At 72.3% G+C, this 12931-nt stretch carries 11 protein-coding genes; 6 read left to right on the top strand and 5 right to left on the bottom strand.

The window, feature by feature from the left end:
- Positions 1 to 10 precede the first annotated feature (10 nt).
- Positions 11 to 1384: an L-serine ammonia-lyase gene (locus AB0316_RS00640; RefSeq protein WP_366269563.1), complete on the top strand. Its 1374-nt coding sequence runs from the start codon at positions 11 to 13 to the stop codon at positions 1382 to 1384.
- Between the two features lie 16 nt (positions 1385 to 1400).
- On the opposite strand, the gene AB0316_RS00635 is transcribed toward AB0316_RS00640, so the two are convergent.
- Both AB0316_RS00635 and AB0316_RS00630 read right to left on the bottom strand, forming a co-directional pair.
- A complete protein-coding gene (locus AB0316_RS00635) occupies positions 1401 to 1796 on the bottom strand; it encodes a hypothetical protein (protein ID WP_366269562.1) in 396 nt (131 codons plus the stop codon).
- Positions 1793 to 2182, bottom strand: a complete 390-nt coding sequence (locus AB0316_RS00630) for a VOC family protein (RefSeq protein WP_366269560.1) — start codon at positions 2180 to 2182, stop codon at positions 1793 to 1795. Before AB0316_RS00630 ends, AB0316_RS00635 begins: the two co-directional genes overlap by 4 nt.
- A gap of 87 nt (positions 2183 to 2269) precedes the next feature.
- Between AB0316_RS00630 and glp the strand changes: the two genes are divergently transcribed.
- Together glp and AB0316_RS00620 are read left to right on the top strand one after the other, a co-directional pair.
- Entirely contained in the window at positions 2270 to 3574 is a 1305-nt protein-coding gene (gene glp, locus AB0316_RS00625) for a gephyrin-like molybdotransferase Glp (RefSeq protein ID WP_366269558.1), read from the top strand.
- A 36-nt stretch (positions 3575 to 3610) separates the two neighbouring features.
- Positions 3611 to 5248: an ABC-F family ATP-binding cassette domain-containing protein gene (locus tag AB0316_RS00620; RefSeq protein ID WP_366269556.1), complete on the top strand. Its 1638-nt coding sequence runs from the start codon at positions 3611 to 3613 to the stop codon at positions 5246 to 5248.
- Positions 5249 to 5600: 352 nt separating this feature from the next.
- On the opposite strand, the gene AB0316_RS00615 is transcribed toward AB0316_RS00620, so the two are convergent.
- Both AB0316_RS00615 and fdhD read right to left on the bottom strand, forming a co-directional pair.
- Entirely contained in the window at positions 5601 to 5939 is a 339-nt protein-coding gene (locus tag AB0316_RS00615; RefSeq protein ID WP_366269555.1) for a YciI family protein, read from the bottom strand.
- 71 nt (positions 5940 to 6010) lie between these two features.
- Complete coding sequence (gene fdhD / locus AB0316_RS00610) at positions 6011 to 6859, bottom strand: formate dehydrogenase accessory sulfurtransferase FdhD (RefSeq protein ID WP_366269554.1); 849 nt, start codon at positions 6857 to 6859, stop codon at positions 6011 to 6013.
- A gap of 38 nt (positions 6860 to 6897) precedes the next feature.
- On the opposite strand from fdhD, the gene AB0316_RS00605 reads away from it, so the two are divergent.
- Together AB0316_RS00605 and AB0316_RS00600 are read left to right on the top strand one after the other, a co-directional pair.
- Positions 6898 to 7587, top strand: coding sequence for an NTP transferase domain-containing protein (locus AB0316_RS00605; protein WP_366269553.1), 690 nt, complete (start codon positions 6898 to 6900; stop codon positions 7585 to 7587).
- Between the two features lie 203 nt (positions 7588 to 7790).
- Entirely contained in the window at positions 7791 to 9890 is a 2100-nt protein-coding gene (locus tag AB0316_RS00600; protein WP_366269551.1) for a M4 family metallopeptidase, read from the top strand.
- Between the two features lie 114 nt (positions 9891 to 10004).
- Here AB0316_RS00600 and AB0316_RS00595 read toward each other — a convergent pair whose 3' ends face one another.
- Positions 10005 to 10700: a hypothetical protein gene (locus AB0316_RS00595; RefSeq protein ID WP_366269550.1), complete on the bottom strand. Its 696-nt coding sequence runs from the start codon at positions 10698 to 10700 to the stop codon at positions 10005 to 10007.
- 276 nt (positions 10701 to 10976) lie between these two features.
- Between AB0316_RS00595 and AB0316_RS00590 the strand changes: the two genes are divergently transcribed.
- Positions 10977 to 12899 carry an N-acetylmuramoyl-L-alanine amidase gene (locus tag AB0316_RS00590; protein WP_366269549.1) on the top strand — a complete coding sequence of 641 codons (1923 nt, stop codon included), beginning with the start codon at positions 10977 to 10979 and terminating at the stop codon, positions 12897 to 12899.
- The last annotated feature ends 32 nt before the right edge of the window (positions 12900 to 12931 follow it).

Here is a 12931-nt window from a genome sequence, read left to right as displayed (position 1 = left end):
TCAGGACACCATGGCGCTCAGCGTTTTCGACCTCTTCTCCATCGGCATCGGGCCCTCGAGCTCGCACACGGTCGGCCCCATGCGCGCCGCCGTGCTCTTCGCCGAACGCCTTCGTGAGGACGGCGCCCTGAAGCAGGTGGCACGCGTGCGCTCGGAGCTCTTCGGCTCTCTCGGGGCCACCGGCCACGGGCACGGTAGCGACAAGGCCGTCATCCTCGGGCTGACCGGCGAGCGTCCCGAGCTGTGCGACCCCCGCGCGGTCGAGGGGCGCCTCGCCGAGATCCGCGCCTCGAAGCGGCTGCCCGTCCTGGGTGAGCACGAGATCGACTTCGTCGAGGCCGAGGACCTCGTGCTGCACCGCCGCAAGACGCTCCCGCTCCACCCGAACGGCATGACCTTCACCGCACTCGACGCGACGGGTGCCACCGTCTCCCAGCGCACCTACTACTCGGTCGGCGGCGGCTTCGTGGTCGGTGGCGACGCCGACGGGGAGACCCGGATCGTCGAGGACTCGACGCCGGTGGCGCACCCGTTCCGCACCGGTGACGAGCTGCTCGCCCACTGCCGCGAGACCGGAAAGTCGATCGCGCGCATCATGCTCGAGAACGAGCTGTCCTGGCGCACCGAGCAGGAGGTGCGCGACGGCCTCCTCGACATCTGGCGCGTCATGAAGGAGTGCGTCAGCAACGGCATCGACACCGAGGGCATCCTGCCCGGCGGGCTTCGGGTGCGCCGGCGCGCCCCCGAGCTGGCCCGCCGGCTCCGGCTCGAGGGCAGCAGCGACGACCCGCTGCGGGGCATGGACTGGATCACCCTGTATGCGTTGGCCGTCAACGAGGAGAACGCCTCGGGTGGCCGCGTCGTCACCGCGCCGACCAACGGCGCCGCTGGCATCATCCCGGCCGTCCTGCACTACTACGCCAACTTCGTGCGCGGTGCCGACCGCGACGGCATCGTCCGCTTCCTGCTCACCGCCGGTGCCATCGGCGTCATCTACAAGGAGACCGCCTCGATCTCCGGCGCCGAGGTCGGCTGCCAGGGCGAGGTCGGCTCGGCGTGCTCGATGGCGGCCGGCGCCATGGCCGCGGTCATGGGTGGCACCCCCGAGCAGGTCGAGAACGCCGCGGAGATCGGCATGGAGCACAACCTCGGCCTGACCTGCGACCCGGTCGGTGGCCTCGTGCAGATCCCGTGCATCGAGCGCAACGCCATTGCCTCGGTCAAGGCCATCACCGCGGCACGCACCGCCCTGCGCGGCGACGGCTCGCACGTCGTCTCCCTCGACAAGGTGATCAAGACGATGCGCGAGACCGGCCGCGACATGAAGGTGAAGTACAAGGAGACCGCGCGCGGCGGCCTCGCCGTCAACGTCATCGAGTGCTGAGGGCCTGCCCGGTTCGTCAGCGGCGGCGCCGCAGGGCGCGGCGGATCCGCGCGTTGCGCAGCTGACCCCGCGCGCTCCCCGGGCGCAGCGTCCCCTGGACCAGCGCCGCGATCACGAACGCCAGCACCGGCCCGAGCAGCAGCACCCGGGCGAGCCAGAGCAGGCTCGGCGAGGTGACGGTGAACGACCCGTCCGTGAGCCCCAGCAGAGCGACGAAGCGGGCTTGCGCGCCCGAGGAGTCCTCGCACGAGAAGCGCGGCCCCTGGCCGGGCACGTAGCGAGAGTCGCACGTGGTGACCCCGGCCACTTCGGGGTGCACGGCGGCCACGAGCGCCCACACCCCGACGCAGACGACCACGGCGATCACGGCGAGCACGACGACGACGCGCGCCCGCCCGGGCCGGTCGCTCATCGAGCCGGTGCGCCGACGCCGGCGCGCTGGCAGACCATGAGCGGGTTGCCGTCGGGGTCCTCGAACTGGACGAAGAAGACGCTGCCGATGTCCTCGACGTCGCTCGTGATGCGCACGCCGAGGCCCCGCAGGTGCGCGACCGTGGCGGGCATGTCGTCGGTCCACAGGAAGAACCGTGGCGGACCGTCGGGCGTGAAGTCGGCGCGGTTCGCGTCGAGGCACAGGCGCGGACCGTCCTCCATGGGGATGTCCAGGATGGTGCCCTCGTGGGAGGCGGCCTCGGGCTCGAAACCCAGCACGGCGGCATACCAGCCGGCTGAGCGCGCGAGGTCGCGGACGGGAACGAAGACCTGGCCGACGTGGCGACGGATGGGTGAGCTCGGCACCCCGAGACCCTAGCCCGCACGGGCTGCCCTGTCGGGGAGGCGCTTCCCGAGCCGCACGGCGGAAGGGCCGTGGGGCAGACTTGCCGGGTGTCGAGCCACCACCCCGCCCACGTCTCCGTGGCCGCCCACCGCGCCGCGATCGAGGAGCTGCTCGGGGTGGCCCCGGTCGAGCGCGTCCCCCTCGACCACCGTGCCTGCGGCCGCCACCTGGCCGCTGACCTCGTGGCCCGCGACGATCTCCCGCGCTTCGACAACAGCGCCATGGACGGGTATGCCGTCCGCCTGGCTCCCGCGCGGGGCGACCGAAGCGCCGCTCCCTCCGCCACCGACGACACCGCGGGCGACGCCGCGGGTGACACCGCGGGTGACACCGTGGGGGACACCGTCACGCCGACGCAGACCTTCGCCGTGGTCGGCGACGTCGCGGCCGGCGACGCGCCCAAGGTGGCGGTCGGCCCCGGCGAGGCCGTCCGGGTCATGACCGGCGCCCGCCTGCCCGAAGGGACGCAGTCCGTCGTCCCGGTCGAGCGCACCGACGCCGCCCGCACCGGTCCCGCGCCGGGGTCGGTCACGGTCACCGGGCGCGTCGACCCGGGGCGGCACGTGCGCTTGCGTGGCGAGGACCTGCGCGCCGGCGATCTCGTCGCTGCCGCCGGAACCCGTGTCACCGCAGGGGTGCTCGCGCTCGCCCGGTCCGCCGGCTGCGTCGAGGCGGAGCTGCGGGCGCGCACCAGTGTGGCCGTGGTCGCCACCGGCGCCGAGCTGACCGGCCCGGGGCTCGACCCGGGCCCCGGCGGCATCCATGAGTCCAACTCCGGCATGGTCGCCGCGCTCGTCGAGGCCGCGGGCTGCGTCCTTGCCCGGGTCGAGATCTGCCCCGACGAGCCCGACCGGTTGCGTGCGCTGCTCGACGGGCTCGACGGTGATCCGGGCGTCGACCTCGTCGTGACGACCGGCGGCGTCAGCGCCGGCGCCTACGAGGTCGTGCGCCAGGTGTGCTCGCCCCTGCCGACCTTCGACTTCGTCCACCTCGCCATGCAGCCCGGCGGCCCGCAGGGTCTCGGCTGCTACGGCTCGACCCCCGTGGTCTGCCTGCCCGGCACCCCGGTCGGCGCCTTCGTCGCGTTCCACGTGCTGGTACGCCCGGGCCTCGACCGGCGCCACGGTGCGCCGGCAGCGCGAGCCGGGCGGGCGGCATACGTCGGCAAGACCCGGCACACCCGCGCCGGGCGCGTCCAGTTCGTCACGAGCGTGCTCCACGACGACGGCACGGTGACGGCCCCGGACGCGCGCCACCTCACCGCGCTCGCCGCCGCCAACTGCCTCATCGAGGTGCCCGAGGCCGTCGACGAGCTCGTCGAGGGCGACCTCGTCGTCGTCCACCCGCTCTGACGGGAGCCTCGCCGCACCACCCCTAGGCTGTGGGGCGTGAGCGCGACCCTGGTGGCCAAGGACCTCGCCGGGGGCCACGCCCACCGGACCCTCTTCGAGCACCTCGACCTCACGGTCGCGCCCGGTGACGTCGTGGGCGTCGTCGGCGCCAACGGCGCGGGCAAGTCGACGCTGCTGCGCCTGCTCGCCGGCGAGGACCAGCCGCTCGCCGGGACGGTGACGACGGCCCCCTCCGACGCGTTCGTCGGGTGGCTGCCGCAAGAGCACGAGCGCGTGCCGGGGGAGACTGTCGCCGACCACATCGGACGGCGCACCGGCGCCACGGCCGCCACGCTCGCGATGGAGGAGGCCGCCGGCGCGTTGGGCGGGGACGACCCGAGGGCTGACGAGACGTATGCCGTCGCCCTCGAGCACTGGCTCGCGAGCGGCGCCGCCGACCTGGACGAGCGCATCCCGCCGATGCTCGCCGAGCTCGGCCTCGACGTGGGCCCCGACGCCCTCATGACCTCACTCTCCGGCGGCCAGGCGGCTCGGGCGGCGCTCGCGGCGCTGCTGCTCAGCCGCTTCGACCTCGTGCTCCTCGACGAGCCGACGAACGACCTCGACCTCGCGGGGCTGGAACGGCTCGAGGGCTTCGTCCACGGCCAGCGCGGCGGCGTCGTGCTCGTCTCGCACGACCGCGAGTTCCTCGCCCGCTGCGTCACCCGCGTCGTCGAGCTCGACCTGTCGCAGAACTCCGTCGCCGTCCACGACGGCGGCTACGAGTCCTACCTCGAGGAGCGCGAGGTCGCCCGGCGGCACGCGCGCGAGGCGTACGAGGCGTATGCCGGCACGAAGGCCGACCTCGAGGCGCGGGCCCGCACGCAGCGCGAATGGTCGTCCAAGGGCGTGCGCAACGCGATGAAGAAGAGTCCCGACAACGACAAGAACCGCCGGGCCGCCGCCATCGACTCCTCGGAGAAGCAGGCGCGTAAGGTGCGCCAGATGGAGTCGCGGATCGCCCGGCTCGACGAGGTCGCGGAGCCGCGCAAGGAGTGGGTGCTGCAGTTCTCGATCGCTGCGGCGCCGCGGTCCAGCTCGGTGGTGGCGACGCTGAACGAGGCCGTCGTGCGCCGCGGCGACTGGACGTTCGGGCCGGCCTCGCTGCAGGTCGAGGCGCGACGTCGGATCGGCATCACGGGACCCAACGGCGCCGGCAAGACGACGCTGCTGTCGTTGCTGCTGGGTCGGGTTTCGCCTGACGAAGGCGGCGCGTCGCTCGGGGCGAGCGTCGACGTCGGCGAGATCGACCAGGCCCGGACGGGGCTGCGTGAGGACCTGACGCTCGGCGATGCGTTCGGCGAGGCCGTGCCGGACTTGAACCCGGCCGAGCGGCGCACGCTGCTCGCGAAGCTCGGGCTCAAGGCCGACCAGGTCGGCAGCACGGTCGGTCGGCTCTCACCCGGCGAGCGGACGCGCGCGGCGATGGCGCTGCTGCAGGCTCGTGGCGTCAACCTACTCGTGCTCGACGAGCCGACCAACCACCTCGACCTGCCCGCCATCGAGCAGCTCGAGCAGGCGCTCGAGTCCTACGACGGCGCGCTGCTGCTCGTCTCCCACGACCGTCGCCTGCTCGAGAACGTCCGGCTCGACGAGCGCTGGCACGTCGACGCCGGCCAGGTCACCCGCCACTGACCCCCCTCGAGAGCGCACCCCGCCCCACGCCAAAGCGCACCCCGCCCCACTCGAGAGCGCACGCGCACTTCCCTCCCCCAGTCGAGTGGGCACTTTCCGACATCGAGTGGGCACTTTCCGACATCGAGTGGGCACTTTGCTGCAGTGGTCCACAGGCGAGGCGACGCCGTCCTGTGGACAAGTGACGCAAAGTGCCCACTCGACGTGGGAGGGAGTCGGGCCGCGCGGGTGGGCGCCAGGAGGCGGGTTGTTGCGGGGACCGACGGCGACTGGCCCCAACAACTCGCCAGATGGCGGCTTGTCGAGGCTCCAGGTGCCGCCGCTCCGAGCCTTGCCCGGGCGCTGAGACGGGTCAGGCGGGGGACTGGGTGGCGTCGGCGACCCAGGGACCCAGCGGCGGGTCCCACCGGCGGACGACGCGCCGCAGGATGTGGCCACCGAGCCAGTACGGGTCCTGGTCGAACGTGGCGGTGACCGCTTCCAGCGACTCGGCGGAGTAGACGATGAGCGCGGCGTTGGCCGGCTCCTGGTCGGTGGGCTCGGCCTCGCTCACCTCGTCGATGCCGTCGGCGTACATCCCCGCCACGAGCAGGCCCGGCAGCCCAGTGAGCCACTCGCGGTGCTCGGGCCGGATCGTCAGCATCTCGCTGACGTCGTCGGCATACGTGTAGTGGATCGCGAAGATCGCCACGGTGGGCCTCCAGTCACTCGGGTGGGGGTCAGGGAAGAGGGGACAAGGGCGCGACGCCGGCGCCGCGACGGTCAGGTGGTGGTGATCCGGTGCGCCCCGGCATACACGTTGAGGCGGGAGCCGCGCACGAAGCCGAGCAGGCTCATGCCCGCGTCCTCGGCGCACTCGACCGCGAGCGACGACGGAGCCGAAACCGCTGCCAGACAGGGGATCCCGGCCATGATCGCCTTCTGCGTCAGCTCGAACGACGCGCGCCCCGACACCACGAGCACGCACCCCGCACCGGGCACCCGACCGTTCTGCAGCGCCCACCCGACGACCTTGTCGACGGCGTTGTGCCGACCCACGTCCTCGCGCACGACGAGCAGCTCGCCGTCGGCGGTCGCCAGGCCCGCGGCGTGCAGGCCACCGGTCTTGTCGAACGACTTCTGCTCGGCCCGCAGGGCGTTCGGCAGCTCTGCGATGACCTTGGCCGCGAACTCCGTCGAGTCCGACCGCACGTCGAAGGCCGACTGCGCGCGCAGCTGCTCGATGCTCGCCTTGCCGCACACCCCGCACGAGGAGTTGGTGAAGAACGAGCGCGTGGCCGACGCGTCCGGCGCCGCCACCCCGGGGGCCAGCGTCACGTCGATGACGTTGTAGGTGTTCTCGTCGAAGCCGCTCTCGCCGGAGACGACCGCACCCTCGCAGTAGCGGGCCAGGGCGATGTCGTCCGCTGAGCGGATCAGGCCCTCGGACATGAGGAAGCCGTGGACCAGCTCGATGTCGTGGCCCGGCGTGCGCATCGTCACCGTGAGCGGCGAGCCGTTGACCCGCAGCTCGAGCGGCTCCTCGACCGAGAGCGTGTCGGGACGGGTGTTCGTCGCGGGCGTCGCGAGATCGATCGTCGTGACCTTGCGCCGCACGGTGACCCGTCCCATGGGGCCAGCCTGCCACGTGTCCGTGCCAGACTCCGAGGGTGCCGCCCTCCGAACCTCCCAGCGCCCTCGCCGGCGCCGGGCCGGCCGACCCCGTGGTCGTCGTGCTGACCGGGGGTGCGTCCCGCCGGATGGGCTCGCACAAGCCGCTGCTCGAGGTGGCCGGCCGGCCCCTCGTCGCCCGCGTGCTCGACGCCGCGGCTGACTGGCCCGCGCTCGTGGTCGGCCCGACGCAGGGCGTGCCGGACGGCATACGCTCCGTGCTCGAGCCGGTGCCCGGTGGCGGTCCCGTGGCCGGTCTCGCGGCCGCCGTCGCGGCCCTGCCGGACACCGCACCCGAGAAGCTCGTCGTGCTCGCCGCCGACCTCCCGTTCGTGACCCACGAGCACCTCCGGCGCCTCGTGGGCGGACTCGACGCACGCCCGAGCACGTATGCCGCCGGGACCCTCCCCGAGCGCGCCGACCTCGCCGTCACGGTGACCGCTGACGGGCGCACCAACTGGCTCTGCGCCGCCTGGCGGCTCGACGTCCTGCGAGACCGTCTCGTGGAGGTCGGCGACGCATACGGCAGGAGCATGCGGCAGCTCTGCGCCGACGTGCCGACGGCCTTCGTCGACGACCCCGACGAGGTCGCCCTCGACGTCGACACCCCGGCCGACCTCGACCGGGCACGCGGCCGCGCCGACGGTGCGGCCGGTGCTGCCGGTGGCTCGGAGAAGTCTGGGAGCTAGCCCAAGGCGCACTATCGCGCCGATGGGACTGCCGCCAAGCGCGACTCAGGAGTTGTCGGGGACTTCGCAAAGACTTCGTATCTGGCGTTGACCGCACTTTCAGCCGGCTGCCAGCGTCGCGTCGCCGGCCCGCTCCCGCTCTCCCGGGAGGTGGCGGCACCTCAGAGGCGGCCCGCGTGCCGCATCCCCACAAGGAGTCAACAGTGAATCGACTGAAGTCTGGGCTGGCGACCGGAGGGCTGCTCGCCCTCGCCCTCGCCATCTCGCCGGCGATCCCGGCAGGCGCAGCAACAGGTGCGGCGGCAGGTGCGGCGTCAGGTGGAGCGGCAGCGGCGGGACGTGACTCGTCCCCTGCCCACGAGTCGCAGAGCCTCAAGGCGACGGAGCAGTCCCGCGCGGCCGCCTCGGCGAACGCCCTCGGCCTGCCCGGCGAGACGCTCACCGTCAAGTCCGTCATCGCCGACCCCGATGGCTCCACCCACGTGCGCTACGAGCGCTCGATCAACGGCCTGCGCGTCGTCGGCGGCGACTTCGTCAGCCACAAGGACGCCTCCGGCAAGGTGAAGAGCGTGACGTGGAACGTCCGCAAGGACGCGACCCCCGCCTCCTTCACGCCCAAGGTCAGCCGGGCGACGGCCCAGTCCGCCGGCCTCGCCGCCTCGAAGGCCAAGAACGAGAAGGCCTCTCCCGGGGAGCTCGTCGTCTTCCAGGCGGCCACCGGCCCGAAGCTGGCCTACGAGGTCGTCACCGAGGGCATCAAGGCCGACCAGACGCCGACGCGCCTGCACACCATCGTCGACGCCGACACCGGCAAGACCCTCACCAGCTGGGACGACGTCAAGGAGGGCACCGGCAACGGCATCTTCGTCGGCAGCGTCTCCCTCGCCACCTCGGGCAGCTCCGGCGCGTACAAGCTGCAGGACTCCCACGGCAACTACACGACCGACCTCAACCAGGCCACGAGCGGCACCGGGACGACGTTCACCGACGCCGACGACGTGTGGGGCACCGGTTCGCAGAGCAACCGCCAGTCCGCCGCCGTCGACGCGCACTACGGCGCCGGCAAGACCTACGACTACTACAACACCCAGCTCGGCCGCGCCGGCATCTGGAACAACGGCACCGTTGCCCGCAGCCGCGTTCACTACGGTCAGAACTACCAGAACGCGTTCTGGGACGGCACGCAGATGACGTACGGCGACGGCGCCAACAACGCTGCCCCGCTCGTCGAGATCGACGTCGCCGGCCACGAGATGAGCCACGGCGTCACCGAGAACACCGCGGGCCTGGCCTACTCCGGCGACGCGGGCGGCCTCAACGAGTCGACCTCCGACATCTTCGGCACGGCCGTCGAGTGGTACGCCAACAACCCCAACGACACCCCTGACTACCTCATCGGTGAGAAGCTCAACCTCAACGGCAACGGCACCCCGCTGCGCTACATGGACAAGCCGAGCAAGGACGGCGCCTCGAAGGACTGCTGGAGCAGCAGCCTCGGCAGCCTCGACCCGCACTACTCGTCCGGGCCGCTGAACCACTGGTACTACCTCGCCTCGGAGGGCTCCGGCGCCAAGACGGTCAACGGCGTCAGCTACAACAGCCCCACGTGCGACGGCTCGACGGTGACCGGCATCGGCCACGTCAAGGCCGAGAAGATCTGGTACCGCACCCTCTCGACGTACCTCACTTCCTCGAGCAACTACGCGGCCGCGCGCACCGGCGTCATCAAGGCCGCCAAGGACCTCTACGGAGCCGGCTCCGCCGAGTGCACCGCGGTCGACAAGGCCATGGGCGCCATCGCGGCCCCGGCCAGCACCGAGACGTGCGGCACGAGCGGCGGTGGCGGTGGCGGCACCGGCGCGGCCCTGACGAACGGCGGCTTCGAGTCCGGCCAGACCGGCTGGACCGGCACCAGCGGCCCGATCACCAACAACACGGGCCGCCCGGCACACAGCGGCAGCTGGAAGCTGTGGCTCGGCGGCAACGGTGCCTCCGGCTCCGAGAGCGTGTCGCAGACCTTCGCCGTCCCGTCCACCGCCACCTCGCCGACGCTGACCTACTGGATCCGCATCGACACGTCCGAGACGTCGACGACCTCGGCCTACGACACCGCCACCGTCTCGATCAACGGCGTGACCAAGCACAGCTACTCCAACCTCTCCACGCCCAAGGCCACGTGGTCGCAGAAGACGATCGACCTCACGGCCTACAAGGGCACCAACGTCACGCTCAAGTTCGCCGACACCGAGGACTCGTCGCTCCAGACCAGCTGGGTCGTCGACGACGTCTCGACGAACTTCTGAGTCCCACCAGCGCGCTCGCCTGAGACGCACCACGACGAGAAGTCGGTATGCCGTCCGGTTCCCCCCGGCGGCATACCGGCCTCCGTGCGTGGTGGCCCTTGGCGGACCCGCCGCTCAGGGGGCGAGCGTGGCCGACGGCGGCGGCACGGTCGCGGTGCCGCTCGGGGTCGTGCAGCGCGTCACCGCAGGGACCGAGAGGGTCACGTCGCTGACGAGCGTGCTGACCAGCCCGGCGATCTCGCCGAGCGAGGGGTCGGAGAGGTCGACGACGCGGGCCCGGTCGTCGGTGACGGAGATCGTGATCGGTGCGCTCTCGGGGTCGTCGACGGGAGTGAGGCCGCCGCTCGGCACGTCGGACCCGGCCACGCCGCCGGACCCGACGCCGGCCCCGCCGGCAGAGCCCGCACCGGCACCTGTGCCCAGGCGCAGGGTGGCCAGGAGCGAGAGCAGCTGGGTCTGCAGGGTGGGCTCGAGCCGGCACACCCGGCCGTGGACCGCCCTGGTCTCGACGCGCAGGCGGCCGTTGGCCTCCAGCACGATGCGGTCGTCGAAGCCGGCGCTGCCACCCGTGCGCCGCAGCGTCAGCGGGAACTGCGGCCCGTAGGACGCCTCGCTCCCGCTGTCCCCGCCGGCGCCGAACCGCGGGGGCGGTGAGGTGAAGGCGGTCGCCGAGGGTGGCCCGGTGGCTCCGCGGGTCCCGTTGGTCTGCGCGGCGGGAGGTCCGGCGGCGCCCGACGAGGAGCCACCACCACATCCCCCGAGGAGCAGTGCTGCAACGGCCAAGCCCACACGCAGGCCCGCGCGACCCATGGATCCCATGGTGCGCCCTCTCGGGTGCCGGCGCCCGCACAACGCGGCGGTAAGGGCAGGACTGCTCTGGCGCAGTTTCAAGTGGCGGGCCTCGGGGTGCACGGGAATGCTCGGTGTTGGAGGTTTGTCCCGCGCGCTCGGGCGGACTCGCCACTTATCTACGGACCCGCCGCCGATGGACCCACACCGACGTCCGGCGTCCTGAAGTCAAGACACGAAAGGGACGATCGAGTGATACCCAACTCCCCAACACACCGAACACCGGGGGCGCGCAAGGTGCGCCAGTCCCTGGTCGCGCTCGGTGCGGTCGCGGCCGTCTCGGCGGGCATGGCCCTGGCCTCCCCGACAGCGCAGGCGGCAGACCCCGCGGCCAGCGCCGTGGGCAGCGACTCCGCCAGCCGCGAGCGCGCCTTCGCGGCGGCGTCGTCCGAGTACGGTGTGCCCCGCACGGTCCTCGAGGCCGTGTCCTACGCGCAGACCCGCTGGGACTTCAACCCCGGCCACAGCAGCTCCGGCGGCTACGGCCCCATGCACCTCGTCGACGCCGACCTCGAGTCGCCGGCCCAGGCCCGCGGTCTCGGCGAGGCGCCGGCCGCGGCCCCGGCACCCGTGGCCGACACCCTCGGGCGCGCCGCCGCGCTGACCGGGCTGTCCAAGGACGCGCTGCGCACCGACGAGCTGGCCAACATCCGTGGCGGCGCTGCCCTTCTCGCCGCCACGCAGAAGCGCCTCGGTCTGCCGACGGGCGAGGGCACCGACGCGGGTGAGTGGTATGCCGCCGTCGCCGACGCCTCGGGCTCCGCCGAGCAGGACGTCGCGCAGGCCTTCGCCGACGACGCGTACTCCGTCATCGCCTCCGGCGCCTCGCGCCGCACCATCGACGGCAAGCAGGTCTCGCTGCTGCCCGCGAAGGTCAAGCCGCAGTCCGCGCTCGTCGCCAAGCTCGGCCTGCACAAGAAGTCGAACAAGGGGCCGGTGGACTGCCCGCCCGGGCTCGACTGCGAGTGGCTGCCGGCGCCATACGCCCAGACCGGGCCCGGAGCCGGTGACTACGGCAACCACGACCTCGCCAACCGCCCCGTCGCGCCGAAGATCACGAACATCGTCATTCACAACACGGAGGCGACCTACGACACGACGCTCAAGCTCGTGTCCGACCCGAACTACCTCGCGTGGAACTACACCCTGCGTAGCTCCGACGGCCACATCGCGCAGCACCTCGACCCGAAGGACGTCGGCTGGCACGCCGGCAACTGGTACATCAACGGCCACTCCATCGGCCTCGAGCACGAGGGCTTCGCCGCCACCGGCGCCCAGTGGTTCAGCGAGCCGATGTACCGCGCCTCCGCGCGTCTCGTTCGCTACCTGGCGAAGGAGTACGACATCCCGCTCGACATGCAGCACATCTTCGGCCACGACCAGATCCCGGGTGTCACGCCCGCCAACGTCGCCGGAATGCACTGGGACCCGGGCCCCTACTGGAACTGGGAGCACTACTTCCAGCTGCTCGGCGCGCCGCTGCAGTCGCACACCTCCGGCAACGCCAAGGACCTCGTCCGCATCCTGCCGGGCTTCGAGGACAATTGGCAGACGGTGACGTACTGCGACGACAAGACCGCTGACAGCTGCGGCTCGCAGCCGACGAACTTCGTCTACCTGCACACCGCCCCGTCCGAGTCGGCGCCGCTCGTCAACGACATCGGCCGCAAGGCCAACGGCGCCCCGTCGACGACGTCCGTCTCCGACATCGGCGCCCGCGCCCAGGCCGGACTGACCTTTGCGGTGGCCGAGCGCCAGGGTGACTGGACGGCCATCTGGTTCAACGGCGTCAAGGGCTGGTTCCTCAACCCGGCGTCCGCGCCCACGGCCGTCCCGGTCAAGGGCTTCTACGTCGTGCCCAAGGCGGGGCTGGCCAAGGCGCCGGTCTACGGCCGTGCCTACCCCGAGGCGTCCGCCTACCCGGCCGGCATCCCGGTCCAGGCCCTCGCGCCGCTGCAGTACACCTTCGCCGCAGGCCAGCGGTATGCCGTCGGCGACCTCACGGTGCCCACGGACTACTACCGGGCCACGACGTTCTCGCCCGACACGCCGAACGACCACATCGACGTCGTCGGCAAGGACCGCTACTACCAGATCTCGCTCGGCCACCGCTTCGCGTTCGTGCGCGCCGCGGACGTCGACGTCGTCCCGGCCCGGTAAGCCGCCCGACCGCCTGACGCACAGTGCCCACT

The sequence above is a fragment of the Terrabacter sp. NPDC080008 genome (assembly GCF_040702505.1).
GTDB lineage: Bacteria > Actinomycetota > Actinomycetes > Actinomycetales > Dermatophilaceae > Terrabacter.
This window is presented reverse-complemented; position numbering and strand designations above follow the sequence as displayed.

Bases quoted from the DNA above. Each gene is read 5' to 3' on its own strand.
- AB0316_RS00635 (WP_366269562.1), bottom strand. From the start codon at position 1,796: ATGAGCGACCGGCCCGGGCGGGCGCGCGTCGTCGTCGTGCTCGCCGTG.
- AB0316_RS00595 (WP_366269550.1), bottom strand. From the start codon at position 10,700: ATGGGTCGCGCGGGCCTGCGTGTGGGCTTGGCCGTTGCAGCACTGCTC.
- AB0316_RS00640 (WP_366269563.1), top strand. From the start codon at position 11: ATGGCGCTCAGCGTTTTCGACCTCTTCTCCATCGGCATCGGGCCCTCG.
- fdhD (WP_366269554.1), bottom strand. From the start codon at position 6,859: ATGGGACGGGTCACCGTGCGGCGCAAGGTCACGACGATCGATCTCGCG.